General features: G+C 63.5%; 21 protein-coding genes and 1 other RNA gene. 18 read left to right on the top strand and 4 right to left on the bottom strand.

From position 1 onward, the window contains the following. Nucleotides 1-137 precede the first annotated feature (137 nt). The 8 genes from zapE (at nucleotide 138) to NH396_RS06275 (ending at nucleotide 6,862) form a co-directional block, all read left to right on the top strand. Complete coding sequence (gene zapE, locus NH396_RS06240; RefSeq protein WP_176676293.1) at nucleotides 138-1,295, top strand: cell division protein ZapE; 1,158 nt, start codon at nucleotides 138-140, stop codon at nucleotides 1,293-1,295. Nucleotides 1,296-1,545: 250 nt separating this feature from the next. Then, a complete protein-coding gene (gene rplM / locus NH396_RS06245; RefSeq protein WP_176676294.1) occupies nucleotides 1,546-1,974 on the top strand; it encodes a 50S ribosomal protein L13 in 429 nt (142 codons plus the stop codon). Between the two features lie 13 nt (nucleotides 1,975-1,987). Continuing rightward, on the top strand, nucleotides 1,988-2,377 hold the full coding sequence (rpsI, locus tag NH396_RS06250; protein WP_176676295.1) for a 30S ribosomal protein S9: 390 nt from the start codon (nucleotides 1,988-1,990) through the stop codon (nucleotides 2,375-2,377). 217 nt (nucleotides 2,378-2,594) lie between these two features. Further along, a complete protein-coding gene (petA, locus tag NH396_RS06255) occupies nucleotides 2,595-3,191 on the top strand; it encodes a ubiquinol-cytochrome c reductase iron-sulfur subunit (RefSeq protein ID WP_176676296.1) in 597 nt (198 codons plus the stop codon). Further along, entirely contained in the window at nucleotides 3,191-4,453 is a 1,263-nt protein-coding gene (locus tag NH396_RS06260; RefSeq protein WP_176676297.1) for a cytochrome bc complex cytochrome b subunit, read from the top strand. The genes petA and NH396_RS06260 overlap by 1 nt, the downstream gene beginning before the upstream one ends. Further along, nucleotides 4,450-5,262, top strand: coding sequence for a cytochrome c1 (locus tag NH396_RS06265; RefSeq protein ID WP_253062267.1), 813 nt, complete (start codon nucleotides 4,450-4,452; stop codon nucleotides 5,260-5,262). The genes NH396_RS06260 and NH396_RS06265 overlap by 4 nt, the downstream gene beginning before the upstream one ends. 215 nt (nucleotides 5,263-5,477) lie before the next feature. Then, nucleotides 5,478-6,104 carry a stringent starvation protein SspA gene (sspA, locus tag NH396_RS06270; protein WP_043332516.1) on the top strand — a complete coding sequence of 209 codons (627 nt, stop codon included), beginning with the start codon at nucleotides 5,478-5,480 and terminating at the stop codon, nucleotides 6,102-6,104. A 167-nt stretch (nucleotides 6,105-6,271) separates the two neighbouring features. After that, nucleotides 6,272-6,862 (top strand): ClpXP protease specificity-enhancing factor, encoded by a 591-nt coding sequence (locus tag NH396_RS06275; RefSeq protein ID WP_176676298.1) that lies wholly within the window; start codon nucleotides 6,272-6,274, stop codon nucleotides 6,860-6,862. 168 nt (nucleotides 6,863-7,030) lie between these two features. On the opposite strand, the gene NH396_RS06280 is transcribed toward NH396_RS06275, so the two are convergent. Genes NH396_RS06280 through NH396_RS06295 form a run of 4 tightly spaced genes read right to left on the bottom strand, consistent with a single transcriptional unit; the run spans nucleotide 7,031 to nucleotide 10,566 of the window. Continuing rightward, entirely contained in the window at nucleotides 7,031-7,609 is a 579-nt protein-coding gene (locus NH396_RS06280; RefSeq protein WP_176676299.1) for a BON domain-containing protein, read from the bottom strand. Between the two features lie 37 nt (nucleotides 7,610-7,646). Further along, nucleotides 7,647-8,240 carry a phosphoheptose isomerase gene (locus NH396_RS06285; protein ID WP_043332512.1) on the bottom strand — a complete coding sequence of 198 codons (594 nt, stop codon included), beginning with the start codon at nucleotides 8,238-8,240 and terminating at the stop codon, nucleotides 7,647-7,649. Nucleotides 8,241-8,261: 21 nt separating this feature from the next. Further along, nucleotides 8,262-8,663 carry a YraN family protein gene (locus NH396_RS06290; RefSeq protein ID WP_052384397.1) on the bottom strand — a complete coding sequence of 134 codons (402 nt, stop codon included), beginning with the start codon at nucleotides 8,661-8,663 and terminating at the stop codon, nucleotides 8,262-8,264. Between the two features lies 1 nt (nucleotide 8,664). Further along, a complete protein-coding gene (locus NH396_RS06295; RefSeq protein ID WP_176676301.1) occupies nucleotides 8,665-10,566 on the bottom strand; it encodes a penicillin-binding protein activator in 1,902 nt (633 codons plus the stop codon). Nucleotides 10,567-10,764: 198 nt separating this feature from the next. Here NH396_RS06295 and rsmI point away from each other — a divergent pair, with 198 nt between their 5' ends. The 10 genes from rsmI to ftsW all read left to right on the top strand — a co-directional run bounded on the left by rsmI (nucleotide 10,765) and on the right by ftsW (nucleotide 22,698). Next, nucleotides 10,765-11,628 carry a 16S rRNA (cytidine(1402)-2'-O)-methyltransferase gene (rsmI, locus tag NH396_RS06300; protein WP_043332510.1) on the top strand — a complete coding sequence of 288 codons (864 nt, stop codon included), beginning with the start codon at nucleotides 10,765-10,767 and terminating at the stop codon, nucleotides 11,626-11,628. Nucleotides 11,629-11,730: 102 nt separating this feature from the next. Continuing rightward, nucleotides 11,731-12,083, top strand: an RNA gene (rnpB, locus tag NH396_RS06305) — RNase P RNA component class A. Nucleotides 12,084-12,368: 285 nt separating this feature from the next. Then, nucleotides 12,369-13,355 carry a 16S rRNA (cytosine(1402)-N(4))-methyltransferase RsmH gene (rsmH, locus tag NH396_RS06310; protein ID WP_176676302.1) on the top strand — a complete coding sequence of 329 codons (987 nt, stop codon included), beginning with the start codon at nucleotides 12,369-12,371 and terminating at the stop codon, nucleotides 13,353-13,355. 250 nt (nucleotides 13,356-13,605) lie between these two features. Beyond that, a complete protein-coding gene (ftsL, locus tag NH396_RS06315; RefSeq protein WP_175088323.1) occupies nucleotides 13,606-13,926 on the top strand; it encodes a cell division protein FtsL in 321 nt (106 codons plus the stop codon). 107 nt (nucleotides 13,927-14,033) lie between these two features. Next, nucleotides 14,034-15,695, top strand: a complete 1,662-nt coding sequence (locus tag NH396_RS06320; RefSeq protein WP_176678269.1) for a penicillin-binding protein 2 — start codon at nucleotides 14,034-14,036, stop codon at nucleotides 15,693-15,695. A 105-nt stretch (nucleotides 15,696-15,800) separates the two neighbouring features. Beyond that, complete coding sequence (locus NH396_RS06325; RefSeq protein WP_253062269.1) at nucleotides 15,801-17,399, top strand: UDP-N-acetylmuramoyl-L-alanyl-D-glutamate--2,6-diaminopimelate ligase; 1,599 nt, start codon at nucleotides 15,801-15,803, stop codon at nucleotides 17,397-17,399. Next, nucleotides 17,396-18,859, top strand: coding sequence for a UDP-N-acetylmuramoyl-tripeptide--D-alanyl-D-alanine ligase (murF, locus tag NH396_RS06330; protein ID WP_176676304.1), 1,464 nt, complete (start codon nucleotides 17,396-17,398; stop codon nucleotides 18,857-18,859). The genes NH396_RS06325 and murF overlap by 4 nt, the downstream gene beginning before the upstream one ends. Nucleotides 18,860-18,868: 9 nt before the next feature. Further along, nucleotides 18,869-19,951: a phospho-N-acetylmuramoyl-pentapeptide-transferase gene (gene mraY, locus NH396_RS06335; protein ID WP_176676305.1), complete on the top strand. Its 1,083-nt coding sequence runs from the start codon at nucleotides 18,869-18,871 to the stop codon at nucleotides 19,949-19,951. Nucleotides 19,952-19,964: 13 nt separating this feature from the next. Then, the gene (gene murD / locus NH396_RS06340) at nucleotides 19,965-21,476 is read left to right on the top strand and encodes a UDP-N-acetylmuramoyl-L-alanine--D-glutamate ligase (RefSeq protein WP_253062271.1); all 1,512 of its coding nucleotides are present in this window, start codon (nucleotides 19,965-19,967) and stop codon (nucleotides 21,474-21,476) included. Continuing rightward, the gene (ftsW, locus tag NH396_RS06345) at nucleotides 21,469-22,698 is read left to right on the top strand and encodes a putative lipid II flippase FtsW (RefSeq protein ID WP_176676307.1); all 1,230 of its coding nucleotides are present in this window, start codon (nucleotides 21,469-21,471) and stop codon (nucleotides 22,696-22,698) included. The genes murD and ftsW overlap by 8 nt, the downstream gene beginning before the upstream one ends. The last annotated feature ends 25 nt before the right edge of the window (nucleotides 22,699-22,723 follow it).

Consider the following 22,723-nt stretch of genomic DNA (forward strand, 5'->3'; position numbering starts at 1 on the left):
TAAAGTGGCCATCAAGGCGTATAATGCCGCGCAATTTCGTTCTTGCCTGCCCGCCGTGTCGGGTCAGGCGTGTTCTTGTTCCTTTTCATGTCAGGCGTGTGCCAGTAGGTGGCGCCTGACCTGCAGCGGGTTTCTCAATGCCAGCACCGACGCCTCTCGAGAAGTACCAGGCAGACCTCAAGCGTGATGACTTTGCCTACGATGCCGCCCAGGAAGATGCGGTCCGTCATCTGCAGCGTCTCTACGATGACCTCGTGCGCAGGCCGCGCCAGACGCCCGACAAGGTGTCCGACGCGACGGGTGGCGGCGGGCTGGGCTCCAAGGTGCGTCGTCTGTTCGGCAAGCCGTCACGCACGGCACCTGTCGATGAAGTGCCCGAGATCATGGGTCTCTACTTCTGGGGCGGTGTGGGGCGCGGCAAGACCTATCTCGTCGATACCTTCTACGAGAGCCTGCCGTTTGCCGACAAGATGCGCACGCATTTCCACCGCTTCATGCAGCGTGTCCACAATGAACTCGGCCACTACAAGGGCGAGAAGAATCCGCTGACTCTGGTGGCGGCCAAGTTCGCCGTCGAGGCGCGCGTGATCTGCTTTGACGAATTCTTCGTCAAGGACATCACCGATGCGATGATTCTCGCCACCCTGTTCGAAGAGCTGTTCAAGCAGGGCGTGGTGCTGGTCGCGACCTCCAATATCGTGCCGGATGACCTCTACAAGGACGGCCTGCAGCGGGCGCGCTTCCTGCCGGCGATCGACCTGGTCAAGCGTCACTGCACGGTGGTCAACGTCGATTCCGGCATCGACTATCGCCTGCGCGCGCTGGAGCACGCCGAGCTCTTCCATAGCCCGCTGGGCGACGACAGTGCCGCGCGGCTGGCGCGGGAGTTCCGCTCCATCGCCGGTGCCGAAGGCCATGCTGATGAAGGCTTGAGCATCAATCACCGCGTGCTGCATGCTCTGCGTCGCCATGAAGACGTGGTGTGGTTCCACTTCGATGAGCTGTGTGATGGCCCGCGTAGCCAGAATGACTACATCGAGCTGGCGCGTGAGTTCCATACCGTGCTGGTGTCCGAGGTGCCGCAGATGGGGCGCGACAGTGACGACCAGGTGCGTCGTTTCATCAACATGGTCGATGAGTTCTATGACCGTGGCGTCAAGCTGCTGATGAGCGCCGCGACGCCCGTCGAGGATCTCTACACCGGTGGCAATCTGGATTTCGAATTCCAGCGCACGCTGTCACGCCTGCAGGAAATGCAATCACGCGAGTACCTCGCACTGCCTCACAAACCGTGATGTCCATGACAGGGCAAAATAGCCTTTGTGGTAGGCGGGTATGACATGTACAATGCGCGCTCGCTCGAACTGTTGACCGGTTCTCGAGCCATCCTGAGTCATTCACTCCTGATGGGCGAGGGCAGTCTGGAGATGAGAGGGCAGTGACTGCGCAAGCAGCATGCCGCTCGCTGCCAGACGTCGGGCAACCAAGAAAAATAGGGATTGGTCGCGCACACAGGTGCAAGACCCGACTATAGGTGATTCATCCATGAAGACGTTTACTGCTAAGCCGCAGTCCGTCCAGCGTGACTGGTTCGTCGTCGACGCAGCCGGCAAGACGCTGGGCCGTATGGCTACCGAAATTGCTCGTCGCCTGCGCGGCAAGCATAAAGCCGAGTACACTCCGCACGTTGACACTGGCGATTACATCGTCGTCATCAACGCCGAGAAAGTCGCTGTGACTGGTCGCAAGGCAGAAGCCAAGACCTACTACCGTCACACCGGTTACCCGGGTGGCCTGCGCTCCATGAACTTCAACCAGATGATCGACCACAAGCCTGAGCGCGTGATCGAACTGGCTGTCAAGGGCATGCTGCCGAAGGGTCCGCTGGGTCGTGCCATGCAGTCCAAGCTGAAAGTCTATGCTGGCTCCGAGCATCCGCACGCTGCGCAGCAGCCGCAAGAACTGAACATCTGAGGGAAGCATCGCCATGACACAGCAGCACTACGGTACCGGGCGCCGCAAGACTTCTACCGCGCGCGTCTTCCTGAAGCCGGGCACCGGCAAAATCACCGTCAACCAGCGTGACCTGAACGACTACTTCGGTCGTGTGACAGGGCGTATGGTTGTCCGTCAGCCGCTCGAGCTGACCGAAACTAGCGAACAGTTTGACGTCTACGTCACTGTTGCTGGTGGTGGTGGTTCTGCCCAGGCCGGCGCTATCCGTCACGGCATCACTCGTGCCCTGATGGCTTACAACGAAGACTTCCGTCCGACCCTCCGCGCCGCCGGTTACGTCACTCGTGACGCCCGTGAAGTCGAGCGTAAGAAAGTCGGTCTGCGCAAGGCCCGTCGTCGTCCGCAGTTCTCCAAGCGTTAAGAGAACTCGCGTCGACTACAAGAACGTCCAGTACCCGCAAGGGTGCTGGACGTTTTTTTTGCGGTCTCGCTGCACGATTGACGAAAGCGGCTTTGGTCAAGGTGGCTTTCTTGAGTTGTGAGTGCTCTGTTCTTGCCCTTTAATACAAGCAAGCATCAAGTGCTCGGCAAGTGGATGGCCCAGCATCAAGCGGTAGTGTTTGGGAGATAACAATAAAATGTCAGATCAAGTCGTGAACCGAGGGCGACGCCGCTTCCTCGTCAGCGCAACCACCGTGGTCGGGGCGGTAGGGGTGGTCGGTATCGCAACGCCCTTCCTGGCGTCCTGGCAGCCAAGTGCGCGTGCTCGCGCGGCAGGCGCGCCTGTCACGGCGGATATCTCGCGGCTGGCACCCGGCCAGCAGATGACCATCGAGTGGCGCGGCAAGCCGGTGTGGGTGGTGCGTCGCACCCCCGAGATGATCGCCGATATCCGCGCCATCCCCCCCGCAGAGTTGCAGGACCCCGAGTCACTGCGTCCCCAGCAGCCCCCTTATGTCGATGCCGTGCTGCGTTCCATCAAGCCGGAATATGTGGTGTTGGTGGGTATCTGCACGCACCTGGGCTGCTCGCCTGGCTATCGTCCCGAGATTGGTGCGGCGGATCTTGGCGCGGACTGGCCGGGCGGCTATCTGTGTGCCTGTCATGGGTCCAGGTTCGATCTCGCCGGGCGAGTCTTCACCGGAGTGCCGGCACCTTCGAATCTGGAGGTGCCGCCGCATCGCTACGAGAGCGAGCAGGTACTGGTGGTGGGTGTCGACGAGGAGGCTGCCTGATGGGGAATCCAAACCGTGCCAAGGCGCCACGCGGCATCATGCGCTGGATCGATGACCGCCTGCCGGCCACCCAGTTTCTGCAGGACCATCTGACCGGCTACTACGCGCCGAAGAACTTCAACTTCTTCTACTTCTTCGGCTCGCTGGCCTTGCTGGTGCTGGTCAATCAGATATTGACCGGCATCTGGCTGACGATGAGCTATACGCCGAGTGCCGAGGAGGCCTTTGCCTCCATCGAGTACATCATGCGCGATGTGGAGTACGGCTGGTTGATCCGCTACATGCATTCCACCGGCGCCTCGGCCTTCTTTGTTGTCATCTATCTGCACATGTTCCGTGGCCTGCTGTATGGCTCCTACCGTGCGCCTCGCGAGCTGGTCTGGATCTTCGGCATGTGCATCTATCTGGCGCTGATGGCCGAGGCCTTCATGGGCTATCTGCTGCCCTGGGGGCAGATGTCCTACTGGGGTGCGCAGGTGATCATCTCGCTGTTCACGGCGATTCCGGTCATCGGGGCAGACCTGGCGCAGATGATTCGTGGCGACTATCTGATCTCGGGAATCACCCTGAACCGCTTCTTTGCGCTGCATGTCATTGCCTTGCCGCTGGTGATCGTCGGGCTGGTGGTGCTGCATCTGGTGGCGCTGCATGAGGTGGGCTCGAACAACCCCGATGGCATCGAGATCAAGGACCGGAAGGATGAGGCGGGGCAGCCCCTGGATGGCATTCCGTTCCATCCCTATTACACGGTGAAGGACCTCGTCGGCGTCGGCGTATTCCTGTTCGTGTTCTGTGCAGTGATCTTCTATTTCCCCGAAGGCGGCGGCTACTTCCTGGAGACGCCGAACTTCGAACCGGCCAATTCGCTCAAGACGCCCGAGCACATCGCGCCGGTGTGGTACTTCACGCCGTTCTACGCCATGTTGCGCGCGGTCAATTACCCGCTGTTCGGCGTGGATGCCAAGTTCTGGGGCGTGGTGGTCATGGGGCTGGCGATCGCTATCCTGTTCGTGCTGCCGTGGCTGGATCGCTCGGCGGTGCGCTCGATCCGCTACAAGGGCTGGCTGTCGCGTGTCGCCATCGTCATCTTCGTGGTCAGTTTCGTGACGCTGGGCGTGCTGGGGGTGATGCCGCCCACGCATGAGCGCACGATCATCGCGCAGCTGGCGACCGTGGCATATTTCGCCTTCTTCATACTGATGCCGCTGTATACGCGCTTCGAGACGACGCGAGCGGTGCCTGACAGGGTGACGGGCCGATGAACGCGCTGATGAGTGGGGCAAGGGAGTGGCTCAAACGCGGGCTGGCAGCAGGGTTGCTGGCCGTAGTGAGCCTGATGGGGGCGGGTATGGTGAGCGCGGCCAGCAGCGCGGTGCCGCTGGAGACGATGGAGCCGGATCTGCATGATCAGCCCTCGCTGCAGCGAGGCATGCAGCTTTACACCAACTACTGCCTCGGCTGTCATAGCCTGCAGTATCAGCGTTACTCGCGTGCCGCGGAGGACCTGGGGATGCCCGAGGACCTGGTCGAGCAATACCTGATTCTCTCGCCAGCGCTCAAGATCAATGACACCATGCGTACGGGCATGCAGAAAGAAGACGCGGCCGGCTGGTTCGGCACGCCGCCACCGGATCTGTCGCTCGAGGCGCGTCTGCGCGGCACGGACTGGATCTACACCTATCTGAAGAGCTTCTATCGCGATGCGTCACGTCCGTGGGGCGTGAACAATGCGGTCTTCCCCCAGGTCGGCATGCCGCATGTGCTGGAATCGCTGCAGGGCGTGCAGGAAAAGGTCTGTGGACAGACTGATATGGCGGTAGCGGGGGCGGAGATCGATCCCGGCACGGGGCGTTATGCCTCCTGTGATATCCTAGAGATCACCCAGCCTGGCAGCATGACGGCAGGGGAATTCGATCAAGCGATGTGGGATCTGACCAATTTTCTGGCCTATGTCGGCGAGCCTTCGCGACTCAAGGCTGAGAGCATGGCCCCCAAGGTGTTAATATTCATTCTGATCTTTACCTTGCTGGCGTATCTTCTCAAGAAGGAATACTGGCGCGACATTCATTGATGGCCCCCGGGGCGGGGTCTCAGTGATAATGGCGAGCCGGCAGTGACGGGCGCGCGGCTGATCAGTCGCGCGCCCGCTTGCGTCGCCTCGAGGTGGCGCAGGCTGACCCTCTGGCAGGGCCCGTTGTGACAAGGGCAGGCCAGAGGAAACTTATCCCCGTTTGTCAGGCCAAAAGCTGACACGGGCATGTCTCGAACAGATGCGAGGACAGTTTCATGGGTGTTGTGGCCAAGCGTTCATCGATGACCTTCTACTCCGGTGGTGACGACCACTTCAGCCACCGTGTACGGATCGTGCTGGCCGAGAAGGGTGTGGCAGTCGATATCATTGATGTGGATGATGACAGCCGTCCGGCCGAACTGGCCGACCTGAACCCGTACAACAGTGTGCCGACGCTGCTGGATCGCGACCTGGTGCTCTACGAGTCCAAGGTCATGATGGAATATCTGGACGAGCGTTTCCCGCATCCGCCGCTGTTGCCGGTGTATCCGGTGGCGCGCGCCCAGAGCCGTCTGTGGATGCATCGCATCGAGCGCGAATGGGTGCCGATGATGGAAACCATCCAGACAGGCACCAAGAAGGAAGCCGACAAGGCGCGCAAGGAATTGCGTGAAAGCCTGATCGGCATTTCCCCGATCTTCGACGACATGCCGTTCTTCATGAGCGACGAGTTCTCGCTGGTGGACACCTGCATTGCCCCGATCCTGTGGCGCTTGCCGACACTGGGAATCGAGCTGCCGGAGAAGCAGGTCAAGCCGCTGCTGACCTACATGGAGCGGTTGTTCGGGCGTGATGCTTTCAAGGCGTCGCTGTCCGAGGCCGAGCGCGAGATGCGCATCTGATCCGTGCGTGATCCTTCGGTCACTGATCGATCGGTCACGCATTCGGGCTTTCGCCCTCGCTCATCAGTCTGAGGTCGATGGATGTGAGCGATGTGCGGGGCGTTGGCCCGTTGGCGGAATGGACTTCGGTCGTCGCTGACACTCATTGCAGTTCAAGAGGTTCTCCCATGCTTTCCAGTCGCCCTTATCTGGCACGCGCACTCTACGAGTGGCTGCTGGATAACGACAATACGCCGTACATCGTGGTGGACGCCGAGCAGGAAGGTGTCCAAGTGCCGCGTCAACACGTCCAGAACGGCCAGATCGTGCTCAATATCGCACCCGGTGCGGTGCGTGATCTGTTGATCGCCAATGAAGGGGTCAGCTTCAATGCCCGCTTCGGTGGTCAGCCGATGCACGTCAGCGTGCCGACGACGGCCCTGGTCGCGCTGTATTCGCGTGAAAACGGTGTCGGTATGGTCTTCGGTCATGAGCCGGTGATGCCGGGTGCCGATGAGATGACATTCGGTGAAGCCGCGCCAGATGCCGAGCCGGCCGCCACAGCGCGCCCGACGCTGGCCAGTGTCGGCAGTGCGCCCGCCGAAGAAGAGGCACCTGCCTCGGAATCAGTGGATGCGTCCGTCGAGCCAGGCGCTGATGCCGGAGTCGCCGCTGAAGAGCCGGCGTCGGACTCGGCCAGTGACGAGCAGGATGCTGATGACAATGGTCAGCCCAAGCCGCCGCGCAAGGGGCGTCCTTCGCTGCGTGTGATCAAGTAATCACGTCGGCAGGTGGGGGCGATGGATGAGGGCTGGCCATTGTCCGCCTGATGTCGCTCCTGTCATGAAAAATGCCCCGCAGGCTTCGGCCTGCGGGGCATTTTTCATTCTGGGTGCTGTTCATTCAGGGCGCCTTGCATGTCAGGCATGCAAGGCGCGCCACCTTGATCAGTCGAGGTACTCGAAGACCTTGGCGATACGCTGGATGCCGCCGACTTCAGAGACCTTGCTGACGATCTGGTCAGCTTCGGCGCGGGTCACGATGCCCATCAGGTAGACGCTGGCATTCTCGGTGAGTACCAAGATGCGACCGGAGTCGATATTGGCATCCGCCGCCAGTGTGGCCTTGACGCGCGTGGTCAGCCAGGTGTCCTGCACGCGCTGGCTGGCCGGGGCATTGGCGCTGATTTCCAGCGCATTGTGCACCTGACGCACACGACGCACATCCTTGGCGATGTCCGTGGCCTTCTGCTTCAGCTCGTCACTGGCGACCTGGCCGGTCAGCAGCACCATGCCGTTGTAGGAATTCACATTGACATGGGCATCGTTGAAGCGGGCGTCGGTCTTGCCGAGATTGACCTCGATCTTGGTCTCGATGCTCTCGTCTTCCACCTGGGCGCCCAGGGTGCGATCGCCATAGTCTTCGTCGATCGGGCCGCTGTTGGTCAGGTCGGCGACGGTGGTGCAGCCGGCTAGCGTCAGGAAGCCGGCGGTGGCTATGAGGGAAAGCAGGTTCTTGGGCGTCATGCCGTTTTCTCCTGGTGAATGCCGTGGGGCGCGCGGATTACTCGTTGCTGCCGAACAGCTGATGATCAATCAGGTCGCACAGGCAGTGGATGGCCAGTAGATGGACTTCCTGGATGCGTGCCGTAGAGGTGGCGGGGACACGAATCTCGCAGTCTTCACTGCCCAGTAGTGACGCCATGTCACCACCGTCACGGCCGGTCAAGGCCACGACGCGCATGTCGCGGTCGTGAGCCGCCTGGATGGCCTGCACCACGTTGGCGGAGTTGCCGCTGGTGGAGATGGCCAGCAGGATGTCGCCGGGCTGACCCAGGGCGCGGATCTGCTTGGAGAACACCTCGTTGTAGCTGTAGTCGTTGGCGATGGACGTCAGCGTGGAGGTGTCGGTGGTCAGCGCGATGGCCGGCAGGCTCGGGCGCTCACGCTCGAATCGGTTGAGCAGCTCGGAAGAGAAATGCTGGCTGTCGCCGGCGCTGCCGCCGTTGCCGCAGGCCAGGATCTTGCCGTCATTGACCAAGCTCTGGACCATCATCTGGCTGGCCGCTTCGATGAAGGGCGGCAGCACTTCGCTGGCGTAGGTCTTGGTGTCAATGCTGGCGTTGAAGTGGCCGAGAATACGCGATTGGAAATCCATGATGGCTCTTGGTCGTTGGCTTCAGAACGCTTCGAAGGCGTGGCGAATCCAGTGAATGGAACGAGGGGAGGTCCCCTCCACGCCTACCACGTCGAAGCGGCAGGAACATGATAGCCCGTGCTGGGCCAGATAAAAACGCGCGGCAGTGATCAGCCGGCGTTGCTTGGTATGGGTCACGCTTTCCAGTGCGCTGCCGAAGCGGGAGTTGGCCCGGTAGCGCACCTCGATGAAGACCAGGGTCTCGGCGTCACGCATGATCAGGTCGATCTCGCCGCCCTTGGCATGCTGGTTGCGCGTGACGGGTGTCAGGCCACGCGCTGCCAGCCATTGTTCTACCTCCGCCTCGATGACGGCGCCGCGCGCTCGGGCGCGACGCTGGGGAGGCGGGTGCGCTTTGCCAGAGGGCGAGTCGGCGCGTGTCATGTCAGGGCGTGTAGGCTTCGACGGTGCGGCTGTTGGCGCCTTTCAGTGGCGGACGCGGTACGCCACCTCTGAATTCAGCCCAGGGCAGCGTGCGCTCGATGCGTCCATCGTGGCGCGGGAAGAGGCTGCCGGTGGCGCCGAAGAGTTCGCCGCCCGCTCCGGCCAGCATCAGCGGTACGCGCTGGGCCAGACGATAGGCATCGACCCCCATGGCGTTGAGCTTGAGCATGCGTGGTGAAGCATCGGACAGGGCGCGATAGGTGTCGGCTTCCGGCAGGGATGCCTTGCCACCGGAGGAGGCCTCCGGCACTTCCCAGGGAATGTCCACGAAGTCGACGCCATTGAGGTCGCCGTCCTGATCGGGCTGCGGTGCGCCGTCATAGAGATGGGAAGTGCCGTAGATCGGCAGGTCGCCCGCGTAGTAGAAGTCCAGCATCGGCGGCACCTGACGCGCATAGCTCGGCAGCGCCAGCAGGAAGATCATGTCGATGTTGCCGGAGTGCGCGCGGCCGTATTTGCTGCCGGATTTCTTGGCGGACTTCATGCGCGCCTGGTCCTGGCTCGAGACCGACAGCAGGTCCTTGACGGCCGAGCTGACGGCGCCCTTGGGGTTGTAGCGCTCAACGGAGACGATGTCGCCACCTTCCTGCTCGAAGCGGTCGCGGAAGGCGCTGTAGACGCGTTGGCCCCAGGCATTGTTGGGCACCAGTGCGGCGGCGCCACGATGGCCGTCGAGAGCGGCTCGCAGGGCGACCTGGCGGGCTTCGTCCTCGGCGGAAAGGCCGTACTGGAACAGGTTGTCGGCACGGTTGCTGTCATGGGTGCCGTAGTTGAGGGCCAGTGTCGGCAGCGGCAGGCTGTTCTGAGTCTCGAGCCGACTGACCAGCTTCTTGTCCAGCGGGCCGAGCACGACCTGAGCGCCATCCATGGTGGCACGGGCATACAGGGTCTTGAGGTCCGCGCTCGAGGTGTCATAGAAACTCAGCTGCGGCGTGGCCTCGGCATTGTCGATGGCGCTGCGATGGCGTGCCTCGATGCCTTCACGGATGGCCTGGGCGATCCGCTTGAGCGAACCGGACTCGGGCAGGAAGACGGCAATCTTGCGCACTTCCTGGCCGGAGAGCTCGCGCAGATCGAGAATGCCCTGCGGCATCTGGCGCGCTGCGGGATGCTGCGGGTTGGCGTCCGACCAGTCGTTGATGGCGGAGAACATCTGGTCGATGTTGCCGCCGAAGCGACGCTGTAGGCGCAGCAGGTCCGTCCAGCCGCTGGCGGTCGGGCTAGCGCTGGCCAGCTCATTGAGCTGACTGGGCGAGAGGCGCGTGAGCTGCTCCCACAGGGTGTCGTTGATGCTCAGGTCATCGCTGTCGGCCTGCAGGGCGATCAGGGTCTGGGCGCTGGCCAGGGGTTCGCCGACCATGCCGAGTGCCAGGCCGCGACGCTTGCGCAGTGTGCGCTGGTCATCGCTGGACATCTGGATGTTGTCCTCGAGCACCGAGGTGGCCAGGATCGTGTTCCAGCCGTCCTGCTGCTCAAGCGCGATACGCGACAGCAGCAGGGCCCATTGCACGCGTTCCTGCGGCTCAAGGCTTGTCGGGTCGATGTCGGATGCGATGGTGATCGCCTGCGCGTTGTCGCCGCTGCGTGCTAGGATGTCCGCAGCTTGCAGGCGCGTACTGGCCGCTTGCTGACCCTGTTGCTGCTCGGCCTGAGCTAGCAGGGCATCGGCACCGGGGCCGCTGGAAAGCGGTGACTGTCCGGCACACCCTGCCAGCAGCAGGGCGGAGGCGGCGAGGCCCGCCAGCGTGCGCAGGCCGGAACGTGAACGGCGCGCGGCCTCCTGCCGGATGGCTGACGAAGTGCCCAGCGTATTGGCTGATGCACGATTCCATGTCTGGCGCATGTACGACGGTCCCTTGGCTGATGGGCGATGTGGTCAGGACTGTGCATCGCCGCCTACTGTGATGAAGGGTGAAAGGCATCATGGCACTCGGTCGATCAGGGCCACGCATGCAGCGTCCTTCGGATGAAATGTCCCAAGGCAATCTGCCTGTGTCTGACGACCATTTCTACCATTGAGTTCAACGAGTCGAAGCATTGAATGTCCGAGTCTTCTGAAGGCGTATTGTACGTGGTCGCCACGCCGATTGGTAACCTCGATGATCTCAGTCCCCGCGCCGCGCGGGTGCTGGGAGAAGTGGACCTGATCGCAGCCGAGGATACCCGCCACAGCGCGCGGTTGCTGCGTCACCTGGGCCTGGAAGTGCCCATGATGTCCCTGCACGATCACAACGAGCGTGGCCGTGTCGACCAGCTGTGTCAGGCGCTGGAGGCAGGCCGACGCGTCGCGTTGGTCTCCGATGCCGGCACGCCGCTGATCTCTGATCCCGGCTTCATCGTCGTGCGCGCCCTGCGCGAGCGTGGCTTCAAGGTAGTGCCGCTGCCGGGGCCGTGCGCGTTGATCACCGCCCTCAGCGCTGCGGGCCTGCCGACGGATCGCTTCACCTTCGAAGGCTTTCTGGCCCACAAGGGCGGCCCGCGTCAGGCGCGCCTTGCCGCGCTGCGCGACGATAGCGCCACCCACGTGCTGTATGAATCTCCGCACCGTATCCAGGCGCTGCTCGGCGATATCCGCGAGGTGCTGGGCGAGCGTCGGGTCGTGCTGGCCCGTGAGCTGACCAAGACCTTCGAGACCTTCCTCGATGGCACGGCGGCCGAGCTGCTGGCGCAGATGGACGCTGACAGTGATCAGACACGCGGTGAGTTCGTGGTCATGATCGAAGGAGCGCCGGCACGTGACGGCGACGAGGCGGCCAGTGTCGAAGGCGACGCCCTGTTGCAGGTGCTGTTCGAGGAGGGCGTCGGCGTCAAGCAGATGGCCGCTATCGCCACACGTCTGGTGGGCGGGCGCAAGAAAGCCTGGTATGCCAAGGCGCAAGCCATGAAGGACGCGGCGGAGGAATAGGCAAACCTCTGTCACGCCAGACTTTTTTGCCGCTGCCATTGTTCGGCCTGCGCGGGCTTCGTCTTGTGAAAGGCCCATGACACTGGTAGTCTTGCGTGCTTGGGAGACGGCCAGACAGTCGCCGCCAGCGCAAGCTGGGGGAGGAAAGTCCGGGCTCCATAGGGCAAGGTGCCAGATAACGTCTGGGCGGCGCGAGCCGACGGCAAGTGCAGCAGAGAGAAGACCGCCTACGTCAGCTTCGGCTGACCGGTAAGGGTGAAAGGGTGCGGTAAGAGCGCACCGCGCGGCTGGTAACAGTTCGCGGCGAGGTAAACCCCACCTGGAGCAAGACCAAATAGGCCCCCTATGCTGCTGCCCGCAGTGGGGGCGGGTTGGTTGCTTGAGCCCTGAAGTGATTCAGGGCCTAGATGAATGACTGTCCACGACAAGACCCGGCTTATCGGTCATCTCCCGCCTTATAACGTCAGTGTGCTGCCATCCTTCGCGATGCGAGCGGTGGCAGCACACCTTGAATTCGCATGACCGGCGCCGTCCGCTGCGTGTTTCGTGAATGACCATTGCAGTTGGATGGCAACGAACACGCTGCCGTGACAGGCGCCGGTTGTCGGTTATGGCACTTGAATTCGTGTTTCAGCCGCTTGCCTGCTGCACGCAGGCGCTGTCTCCGCTCTTATGCTGTCGGTGTCCTTTGCCACCGGCTTTCACTGCTCGCATCGCGTGCCAAGGTCCAGAGTTTCGTCATGTCCAAGCCCAGTGCTCCTTCCGTTACCGAGTCTGTCGATACCGAGTCCGTCGAAGTGGCTGATCGCTTCGCGCATGTCAGTGTCATGCTCGATGGTGCGGTCGATGGTCTGATTCAGGACACTGCCGGCGTCTACTTCGACGGCACCTTCGGTCGCGGTGGCCATTCGCGTCTGATCCTGTCGCGTCTGGCGCCCGAGGGGCGTCTGATCGCCTGTGATCGTGACCCCCAGGCGCTGGCGGAAGCCGCGACCATCGATGATGAGCGTTTCAGTATCCATGCCGGTGAATTCGCGCGTCTTGGCGAGTATGCCGAGCATGAGGGCGTGCACGGTCAGCTGGATGGCATCCTGCTCGACATCGGCGTGTCATCCCCGCAGCTGGATGATGCCGAGCGTGGCTTCAGCTTCATGAATGATGGCCCGCTGGACATGCGCATGGACCCCACCAGTGGCGAGAGCGCCGCCGAGTGGCTGTCGCGTGCCAGTGCCGAGGATATGGCCTGGGTCTTCAAGACCTACGGTGAGGAGCGTTATGCCAAGCGCCTGGCGCGTGCCGTGGTGGAGCGTCGCGCCGAGCGACCCATCACGCGCACCGGCGACTTCGCCAGCCTGATCAAGGATGCCCACCCCAACTGGGAGAAGCACAAGCACCCGGCGACGCGTGTCTTCCAGGCGATCCGCATTCACATCAATGGTGAGCTGGATGAGCTGACCCGCGCGCTGGATGCCGGTCTCGAGGCGCTCAAGCCCGGCGGTCGTCTGGTCGTGATCAGCTTCCACTCGCTGGAAGACCGCATCGTCAAGCGCTTCATGCGTGACAAGGCGCGGGGGGATCAGGCGCCGCGTGGCATGCCGATCCGCGAAGACCAGCTCAACAAGCGTCTCAAGCTGGTGGGCAAGGCACAGAAGGCTTCGCAAAGCGAAGTCGATGCCAATGTCCGTTCGCGCAGTGCGGTGATGCGCATTGCCGAAAAGCTCAAATAGCCTCTGTGCACCCTCTGGGGAATCGTGCCTCTTTCTGCGCCTGCCTACCGGCAGGCGCGCGCGCAAGTGGGCTGTGGTGAAAGGGCGACACAAGTGTTGCCGTGCTGCAACTCTTAGCGGCTAACGCCACTTGCTGACATAATGCGCCGGGCGCTTCAAACAAGTGAGCGAACATCGCGCTTGCACGTTGACAGTCTGCAAGGATATTCGTGATGCGGGGCATCACGTTCAGAGTGATTAGGGAGTCGGCATGGCGGGACGGAGACAGGAGGGCTGGACGGGTAACTGGCCGATCAAGGTGCAGATGCGTTGGCGTCACCTGTGTTTCGCGGTGCTGATGCTCAGTCTGCTCGGCTCTGCCGCTGCCGTCGTCATCAGCTCGCACCTCTCGCGCGGCCAATATGCCCAGCTGCAGAAGCTGGAAGCGGCGCGCGATGATGCGCGTGCACGCTGGGGCCGCCTGCTGCTGGAAGAGAGCGCCTGGTCGGCACCGGCGCGTATCGAAAGCATCAGCATCGAGCGACTCGAGATGCGCGTCCCGGATGTCCACGATGTCGAGGTCATTCGCTGATGGCCACGCGTCGCCCGCCTTCGTCACGCCCGCGCAAAGCCGCCGGCGCTGAGACGCCCGCTCGTACCAAGGCCGCAAGCGGTGCCCGCAAGAGCGCACGCGCGGCCATGGGGCCTGCCCGCTATCGCATCATGCTCTTCATCGTGCTTGCCGGGCTTGTCGCTCTGGTCGGCCGCATCGGCTATCTCCAGCTCTTCGATCAGCAGTTCCTGCAGGATCAGGGCGATGCACGCACCCTGCGTGTCGACAGCATCAATGCACACCGCGGCATGATCACCGATCGCACCGGTGAGCCGCTGGCGATCTCCACGCCTGTCATCACCCTGTGGGCCGACCCGCGCAAGGTGCCTGATGACCCCGTGCGTCTGTCATTGCTGGCGCGCGCGCTGGGTCAGAAGCCGGATGACCTTATTGCTCGCGTCCGCCGCTATCGTGATGCCGGCAAGGGCTTCATGTACATCAAGCGCCAGATGACCCCGCCGCAGGCTCAGCCTGCCATTGACCTCGATATTCCGGGCGTCAGCCACAAGCAGGAATACAAGCGCTATTATCCCTCCGGAGAAGTCTCCGCCCAGTTGATCGGCGTGACCAACGTCGATGACAAGGGTCAGGAAGGGCTCGAGCTTGCCTACAATTCCTACCTTTCCGGCACGCCGGGCAAGCGACGTGTGCTCAAGGACCGCAAGGGGCGGCTGGTGCGTGACCTGCATCTGATCAGCGAAGCCAAGCCCGGTGGCGACCTGACGCTCTCCATCGACCTGCGTCTGCAATACATGGCCTACCGCGAACTCAAGGCGGCCGTGGCGGAGCACCGCGCCGATGGCGGCACCCTGGTGATGATGGATGCGCGCACCGGCGAGGTGCTGGCGATGGTCAATCAGAAGTCCTATAACCCGAACAACCGTGCCGGGCTTGATCCCGAGGGGCTTCGCAACCGCGCGATCACCGATGCCTTCGAGCCGGGCTCGGTGATGAAGCCGCTGGCGATGAGCGCTGGGCTTGCCACTGACCTGTATCAGCCGGATACGGTGATCGATACCACGCCGGGTTACATGCGGGTCGATCAGTTCACCATTCGTGACTTCCGCAACTACGGCAAGCTCGACATGGCCGGCATTCTCTACCATTCCTCGAATATCGGCATGAGCCGCATGGCGCTGAGTCTCGAGGATGATGCGGTATGGAATCGCTACTATGAGCTGGGCCTCGGCCAGGCACCGGGCACCGGCTTCCCGGGCGAGACGACCGGCGTGCTGCCGCCGCCGACCAACTGGTCGCGCAGCAAGCGGGCCTCCATCTCCTACGGCTACGGTATCAGCGTCTCGGCACTGCAGCTGGCCAGTGCCTTCACCGCGCTCGCCAACGACGGTCGTCGTGTGCCGCCGTCGCTGCTCAAGGTCAAGACGCCGCCGGTCGGTGACCAGGTGATCTCATCGGACAACGCGCACGCCTTGCTCGGCATGATGGAGAAGATCGTGCAGCCCAACGGGCCTGCCAAGCGGGCGGTGGTCGAAGGCTATCGCATCGCCGGCAAGACGGGCACCGTGCGCAAGGTGACGGCCGGTGGTTATCAGAAGACCGCCTATCGTTCGTTGTTCGCGGGTGTGGCACCGGTGTCTGATCCGCGTATCGTGACCGTGGTGATGATCGAGAACCCCAAAGGGCAAGAATATTACGGCGGTCTGGTGGCGGCGCCCGTGTTCGGGCGCGTGGTGGGCAAGGCATTGCGCCTGCTGGATGTGCCGCCGGACAGCAAGGTCGATGAGTAACGCATTCAATGTGGCATGGTCGTCGGCCCCGGGCGGGCGGCTGCGTCTTTTTTCTCATGTAGTGAATACGTTCCGGGACATCGGGAACAAGGAAGGTCTTCCGACATGACTTCACCGCACGATTCCAGGCGCCTGGGCGAGTTTCTGGCGCGCCCGTTGGCCACGGCGAGCGACATGCTCGCCGCCTTGCTGGCACTGTGGCCAGGCGCCCTCGATGATGATTGGCGCGCGCGGCTTGCCGCGCGCGATGACTGGCACCTGACGATCGACAGTCGCAGTGCCGCGCAGGGTTCGCTCTTCATCGCCATCCCCGGCATCGCCAGCGATGGCCGCGACTATATCGCCGCGGCGCTTGAGGGCGGTGCCGAGCTGGTGCTGGCCGAAAGACCCGCAGGCGGGGATGCACGTCTCGCGCTGCATTCAGACGATGCCAGAGTCGTCTGGCTCGAGAATCTGGGCGAGCAGCTCGGTGAGCTGGGTCGCCAGGCCTTCAGTGTGCCCGAGTCGCTGACGCTGGTCGGGGTCACGGGCACCAATGGCAAGTCTTCCGTCACCCATTACATCGCCGAGCTGGCCGAAGCGATGGGCACGCCCGCCGGCATGATCGGCACGCTCGGCATCGGGCGTCCCGGCGCGCTGGTCGCGGGCGAGCGCACCACGCCTGATGCCCTGGCCGTGCAGGCGGCGCTCAAGGGCCTGAGCCTTGCCGGTGCCGAGCTGATCGCGATGGAAGTCTCTTCCCATGCGCTGGATCAAGGGCGCGTCAATGGCTGTCGCTTCACCGTTGCGGGCTATACCAATCTTTCGCGAGACCACCTCGACTACCACGGCAGCATGGCGGCCTATGCGGCGGCCAAGGCGAAGCTGTTCAAGCGCCCCGAACTCAAGCTTGCGGTGCTCAATGCCGATGATGCGCTGGCGCGTCTGATGCTGGCCGGCATGCAGCGCGGCGTGCGCGTGCTGGCGATGGGGCGTGATGATGTCGCGACCCTGCGCGTGCTGGATGTCTTCCCCGAGCCGCTGGGCCAGGTTGCCGTGATCGCGACGCCGGATGGCGAGCGTGAGCTGGGCCTCAATCTGATGGGGCGCTTCAATCTCGACAACGCCTTGCTGGCAATGCTGATCCTGCATGGCCTCGACTATACGTTCGAGGGGCTGTTTGCCGCCGCGCCGCGTCTGACGCCGGTGCCGGGCCGCATGCAGCGCCTGAGCCGTGATGGCGCGCCGGTGGTGGTGGTCGACTACGCCCACACGCCGGAGGCCGTCGAGACGGCACTGACCGCGCTGCGTGCCCACCTGCCGGCGCGGGATGATGCGCGCCTGTGGTGTGTACTCGGCTGTGGCGGCGATCGCGATAGCGGCAAGCGCCCGCTGATGGCCACGGCCGCCGAGCAGGGCGCCGACCGTGTCGTGATCACCGATGACAACCCGCGTAGCGAGGATGCCGCCGCCATCCGTCAGCAGATGATGACCGGCATCCATTCCCGCGAGCGCGTGCTGGATATCGCCGAGCGTGGTGAGGCCATTGCCCAGGTCATCCGGGATGCCGGCGAGCATGATGTCATCCTGATCGCCGGCAAGGGGCACGAGGACTATCAGGAAATCGACGGTCAGCGACTGCCGTTTTCGGATGTGGCCCATGCGGTCGCGGCGCTGGAGCGTCGTGAGCTCTCGATGCTGGAAGGTCAGGAGCGTGACGCATGAGCGCGCCTGAACAGCCCGTCGCTCTGAGTACCTTCGAGGAACTGGCCGCGGTGCTCGGGGCGCAGTTGCCACCGGCATTGCGCGGTCAGTCGCTGGGCGTCATCGAGACGGACACCCGCAAGCTTGGCGAGCAGGCCGCGCCGCTTTTTGTGGCACTCAAGGGCGAGCGATTCGACGCCCATGACTTCCTCGCCCAGGCTCGCGCCAATGGCGCCGTCGCGGCGCTGGTCGAACGGGCAGTGGATGACCCGCTGCCGCAGATCGTCGTTGCGGATACCCGGCTGGCCTTCGGGCTGCTGGCGGCGGCGCGTCGCCGTGCCTGGGGGAAGCCCTTGATCGCGGTGACCGGCAACAGTGGCAAGACCAGTGTCAAGGGCCTGGTGCATGCCATCCTCGTGCGGGATGCCGCGCGTTTCGAGGCCCAAAGCCTCGCCAATCACGGCAACCTCAACAACGATTTCGGCCTGCCGATGACGTTGCTGCGCTTGAGCGATGCCCACCAGCACGGCGTGGTCGAACTGGGCGCCAATCACCTCGGCGAGATTGCCTGGACGACGGCCCTGGCGCGCCCGCAAGTGGCGGTGATCACCAATGTCACCGGCGCCCATGTCGGCGAATTCGGCGGCATGGGTCAGATCGCCCAGGCCAAGGGCGAGATTCTGGCGGGCCTCAGCCCGTTGGGAGGACGACGCCCGGTCGCGGTGCTCAACCGTGATGACGCCTACTTCTCGCTTTGGCAGGCGCTGGCCGCGACTGGTCAGGCGATCGATATCATCGACTTCAGCGTTGCGGATGACGCTGCGGATGGCAGCGTGGATAGCGTTGATTGCCCGGCACGCCTGCAGGCGCGTGAGCTAGGCGCGGATGAACTCGGGCGTTATGCTTTCGAACTGACGTTTGATGGCCGCTCGCTCGGCCGTGTTCAGCTGGCGTTGCTGGGGCGTCACAACGTGGCCAATGCGCTGGCGGCTGCCGCGGCGTGCCTGGCACTGGGCATCGACAGTGATCTGGTGATCGCCGGGCTCGAGAGTGCCGAGAGCGTGCCCGGCAGGTTGGGGGTCGTGGCGGGCATCAATGGTTCGCGTCTGCTGGATGACAGCTACAACGCCAACCCCGGTGCCATGCTGGCGGCGCTGGATCTGCTGGCGACACTGCCTGCGCCGCGCTGGTGCCTGATGGGCGCCATGGGCGAACTCGGAGCCGACGCCGAACGTCTGCATGCCGAGGTGGGCGATTACGCCCGCAAGCTGGGCATAGATTTCATTGCCACCTGCGGCGAGGGCGCTCAGGCGACTGCCGAGGCCTTCGGGGCCGGTGGCAAGCACTTTATCGAGCGGGTGGAGCTGGAAGCTTACGCCCGTAACCATCTACCCACCGGGGCCAGTGTTCTGGTCAAGGGGTCTCGCAGCGCTGGCATGGAGAATGTCGTTGCCGCGCTCAAGGTCGACGCATCAAGGTGAATGTGAGTCATGCTGCTGCTGCTTGCTGAGTTTCTGGCCCAATTCAATGGCGCCTTTACGGTTTTCAATTATCTGACCCTGCGCGTGGTATTGGCCACGTTGACGGCACTGTTGCTGTGTCTGTGGCTGGGTCCCTGGGTCATCCGCAAGCTCGTCGATGGCCAGATCGGCCAGGCCGTGCGCGACGATGGCCCCAAGTCTCACCTTTCCAAGGCCGGTACTCCGACCATGGGCGGCGTGATGATCCTGCTGTCGATGGCCGTCTCCACCCTGCTGTGGGGCGACCTGACCAACCTGTATGTCTGGGTGGTGCTGGTCGTGACGCTGGGCTTCGGCGCCGTCGGCTGGGTCGATGACTACCGCAAGGTGGTGGAGAAGAATCCGCGTGGCCTGCCGGCGCGCTGGAAGTACTTCTGGCAGTCGGTGGTGGGCATCGGCGCCGCCGTGGTGCTGTACCTGACGGCGAGCACGCCGGCCGAGACGGGCCTGCTGGTGCCATTCTTCAAGGACGTCGTCATCCCGCTGGGCGTGTTCTACGTGGTGCTGACCTACTTCGTGATCGTCGGCAGCTCCAATGCGGTCAACCTGACCGATGGCCTCGATGGTCTGGCGATCATGCCGACCGTGCTGGTCGCCATGGGCCTGGCCATTTTCGCCTATGCCTCGGGCAATCTGAAGTTCGCCGAGTATCTGCACATTCCGTTCATTGCCGGTTCCGGTGAGCTGGCCGTGTTCTGCGCCACCATCGCGGGTGCCGGCCTCGGTTTCCTGTGGTTCAACACCTACCCCGCCCAGGTCTTCATGGGCGATGTGGGCGCGCTGGCGCTCGGCGCGGCACTGGGGGTCGTGGCGGTCATCGTGCGTCAGGAAATCGTGCTGTTCATCATGGGCGGCGTCTTCGTGATGGAAACCGTCTCGGTGATCCTGCAGGTCGGCTCCTACAAGCTGACCGGGCGACGCATCTTCCGCATGGCGCCGCTGCATCACCACTTCGAGCTGAAAGGCTGGCCGGAGCCGCGCGTCATCGTGCGCTTCTGGATTATCACCGTCGTGCTGGTGCTGCTTGGCCTGGCCACACTCAAGGTTCGCTGAGGACGCATTCGCGATGACCCTCTCTGTCACCTCTCACACACCGGCCTCGCCGGTGCCTGCCAAAGGACCGACCCTGGTGGTCGGTCTTGGTGTCTCCGGACAGGCGATCGCTCGCCATCTGAGTGATCGCGGCATCGACTTTGCCGTCGCCGATACCCGCAGCGCACCGCCTGGCCTCGAGAGCCTGCGCGAGCATGCGCCGCAGGCCGAGGTACATCTTGGCCCACTGGAAGCGCTGGACCTGTCACGCTTCGGCGAGGTGGTACTCAGTCCGGGCATTGCCCCGCGTCAGGCGGTGTTCGATGGGGTCCGCGAGCGACTGGTCGGCGAGATCGCACTCTTCGTGCGCGCGCTGGATGAGCGCCAGGCTCGTGACGCGCAGGGCAAGCGGCCCACGCTGGTCGCGATCACTGGCTCGAACGCCAAGTCCACCGTGACCACGCTGATCGCGCAGATGGCCGCGCGTGCCGGTCGTGACGTGGCGGTCGGCGGCAATCTGGGCACCGCCGCGCTGAGCTTGTTGCGTGAGCAGCCCGATGCCGAGCTCTACGTGCTGGAGCTGTCTTCCTTCCAGCTCGAGACCACGCCTGAGCTCAAGGCCGATGTCGCCTGCTTCCTGAATCTCTCCGAAGATCATCTTGATCGCCACGACGGCATGCGCGGCTATCAGGCCGCCAAGCGCGGTATCTTCCGCGGCGCAGGCCTTGCGGTCATCAATGCCGATGACGCCTGGAGCTGGCCGGCCGAGAATGATGCGGTGGCGCGAGTCAGTTTCAGCGTGCAGCTCGGTGGGTCGGCCGATAAGTCGACCGATGAGGCTGCCAGGCAGGCGCAATGGTGCCTGGCGGAAGAGAGCGGCACGCTGTCGCTGTGTCATGCCGAGTCTGGCCAGCTGCGCAGCGTGATGCCTGCTGCGGACGTGCGTCTTGCAGGCCGCCACAATCAGGCCAATGCGCTGGCGGCACTCGCGATGGGCACCGCGATCGGCCTCGACGAGGCGGCGATGGTCGCCGAGCTAACCAGCTTCGCGGGCTTGCCGCATCGCGGCGAGCTGATCGCCGAGGTGGCGGGCGTGCGCTGGATCAATGATTCCAAGGGCACCAATGTCGGGGCGACGCTGGCGGCGATTGCCGGTCTCGGCCCGACGCTCGAGGGCAAGCTGATATTGCTGGCCGGTGGCCAGGGCAAGGGCGCAGATTTCACGCCGCTGGCGGCGCCACTGGCCCGTTATGCCCGTGAGGTGGTGGTGTTCGGACAGGATGCGCCGTTATTGATGCAAGCCCTGGCCGATGACGTCCCCGTGACGCCAGTCATGACGCTGGGCGATGCCATGCGTCATGCACGACAGATCGCTCAGGCGGGTGACTGCGTGCTGCTGTCACCGGCCTGCGCCAGTCTTGATCAGTTCCCCCATTACATGGCGCGCGGCGACGCCTTCCGTGACTGGGTCACGCAGTACATCATGTCTGGTGCTGACGGCAATTCTGGCCCTAGCAGCAGCGACAAGGAAGCCTGCGATGCGTAACAAGGCCCGGCGAGTCCATGACACCTTGACGGCAGAGCGTCAGCCCGTCGACGGCTGGCTGCTGTTCTGCGCGCTGGCGATTCTGTGTATCGGCTGGGTAATGGTGACCTCTGCCTCCAGCGAGATCTCGAGCGAGCGCTTCGATGGCAATGCCTTCTACTACAGCATGCGCCACGGCATCTTTATCGTGATCGGCCTGGTGGCCGCCTTCTGTACGCTGCGCGTGCCGATGTCCGCCTGGCAGCAGCGCAGCTTCGCGATGCTGATGCTGGGCTTCGTGCTGCTGGTGGTCGTGTTGGTGGTCGGGCGCGAGATCAACGGCGCCAAGCGCTGGATACCGCTGCCATTGGTCGGCGGGGTGCAGGCCTCCGAGATCGCCAAGCTGTGCCTGATGATCTGGCTGGCCGGCTATCTGGACCGCCGCCTCGACAAGGTGCGCGCCAGCGTCGTCAATGGCCTCATTCTGCCCTGTGTCCCCTTGTTGCTGATGATCGTGCTGTTGGCACTGGAGCCTGACTTTGGCTCCATCGTGGTCATGGGCGGTGCCGTGATGGGCATGCTGCTGATGGCGGGCGTCGCCTGGTGGGGGTTCATCGTCTTGCTGGGCCTGGCGGGCGGTGGTGGTTGGCTCTTGGCGATCGCCGAGCCCTATCGCTGGGAGCGCCTGACCACCTATACCGACCCGTGGGCCAACATGTATGACAGTGGCTACCAGCTGACCCAGGCATTGATCGCCTTCGGTCGTGGCCACCTGAGCGGCATGGGGCTGGGCAATAGCGTGCAGAAGCTGTTCTATCTGCCGGAAGCGCATACCGATTTCGTATTTGCCGTGCTGGCCGAGGAGCTGGGCTTGATCGGGGCGACGGCCGTGGTGGCGCTGTTCGGACTGCTGATCTACCGCGCCTTCAAGATCGGTCGCCGCGCTGAACTCGCCGGCTTGCCGTTCAGCGCCTACCTCGGCTACGGTATCGCCCTCGTGCTGGGGGCGCAGGCCTTCATCAACATCGGTGTGGCCAGCGGACTGCTGCCCACCAAGGGGCTGACCCTGCCCCTGATGAGTTATGGCGGCTCCAGCCTGATCGTCAGTTGCGTGCAGATCGCGATACTGCTGCGTATCGATGCCGAGACCCGCAAGCTGACCCGCACACCGACAGGAAATGCCGCCGCGCCCCGCCGCAAGACCAGGAAGCCGACCGAGACACCGCAAGGAGCACAGGCATGACGTCATCTTCTTCTACCATCGCTCC

The organism is Cobetia sp. Dlab-2-AX (genome assembly GCF_024124625.1).
GTDB lineage: Bacteria > Pseudomonadota > Gammaproteobacteria > Pseudomonadales > Halomonadaceae > Cobetia.

Excerpts from the sequence above, each read along its gene's own strand:
- zapE (WP_176676293.1), top strand. The coding sequence starts at position 138 with ATGCCAGCACCGACGCCTCTCGAGAAGTACCAGGCAGACCTCAAGCGT.
- rplM (WP_176676294.1), top strand. The coding sequence starts at position 1,546 with ATGAAGACGTTTACTGCTAAGCCGCAGTCCGTCCAGCGTGACTGGTTC.
- rpsI (WP_176676295.1), top strand. The coding sequence starts at position 1,988 with ATGACACAGCAGCACTACGGTACCGGGCGCCGCAAGACTTCTACCGCG.
- petA (WP_176676296.1), top strand. The coding sequence starts at position 2,595 with ATGTCAGATCAAGTCGTGAACCGAGGGCGACGCCGCTTCCTCGTCAGC.
- NH396_RS06260 (WP_176676297.1), top strand. The coding sequence starts at position 3,191 with ATGGGGAATCCAAACCGTGCCAAGGCGCCACGCGGCATCATGCGCTGG.
- NH396_RS06265 (WP_253062267.1), top strand. The coding sequence starts at position 4,450 with ATGAACGCGCTGATGAGTGGGGCAAGGGAGTGGCTCAAACGCGGGCTG.
- sspA (WP_043332516.1), top strand. The coding sequence starts at position 5,478 with ATGGGTGTTGTGGCCAAGCGTTCATCGATGACCTTCTACTCCGGTGGT.
- NH396_RS06275 (WP_176676298.1), top strand. The coding sequence starts at position 6,272 with ATGCTTTCCAGTCGCCCTTATCTGGCACGCGCACTCTACGAGTGGCTG.
- NH396_RS06280 (WP_176676299.1), bottom strand. The coding sequence starts at position 7,609 with ATGACGCCCAAGAACCTGCTTTCCCTCATAGCCACCGCCGGCTTCCTG.
- NH396_RS06285 (WP_043332512.1), bottom strand. The coding sequence starts at position 8,240 with ATGGATTTCCAATCGCGTATTCTCGGCCACTTCAACGCCAGCATTGAC.
- NH396_RS06290 (WP_052384397.1), bottom strand. The coding sequence starts at position 8,663 with ATGACACGCGCCGACTCGCCCTCTGGCAAAGCGCACCCGCCTCCCCAG.
- NH396_RS06295 (WP_176676301.1), bottom strand. The coding sequence starts at position 10,566 with ATGCGCCAGACATGGAATCGTGCATCAGCCAATACGCTGGGCACTTCG.
- rsmI (WP_043332510.1), top strand. The coding sequence starts at position 10,765 with ATGTCCGAGTCTTCTGAAGGCGTATTGTACGTGGTCGCCACGCCGATT.
- rsmH (WP_176676302.1), top strand. The coding sequence starts at position 12,369 with ATGTCCAAGCCCAGTGCTCCTTCCGTTACCGAGTCTGTCGATACCGAG.
- ftsL (WP_175088323.1), top strand. The coding sequence starts at position 13,606 with ATGGCGGGACGGAGACAGGAGGGCTGGACGGGTAACTGGCCGATCAAG.
- NH396_RS06320 (WP_176678269.1), top strand. The coding sequence starts at position 14,034 with ATGGGGCCTGCCCGCTATCGCATCATGCTCTTCATCGTGCTTGCCGGG.
- NH396_RS06325 (WP_253062269.1), top strand. The coding sequence starts at position 15,801 with ATGACTTCACCGCACGATTCCAGGCGCCTGGGCGAGTTTCTGGCGCGC.
- murF (WP_176676304.1), top strand. The coding sequence starts at position 17,396 with ATGAGCGCGCCTGAACAGCCCGTCGCTCTGAGTACCTTCGAGGAACTG.
- mraY (WP_176676305.1), top strand. The coding sequence starts at position 18,869 with ATGCTGCTGCTGCTTGCTGAGTTTCTGGCCCAATTCAATGGCGCCTTT.
- murD (WP_253062271.1), top strand. The coding sequence starts at position 19,965 with ATGACCCTCTCTGTCACCTCTCACACACCGGCCTCGCCGGTGCCTGCC.
- ftsW (WP_176676307.1), top strand. The coding sequence starts at position 21,469 with ATGCGTAACAAGGCCCGGCGAGTCCATGACACCTTGACGGCAGAGCGT.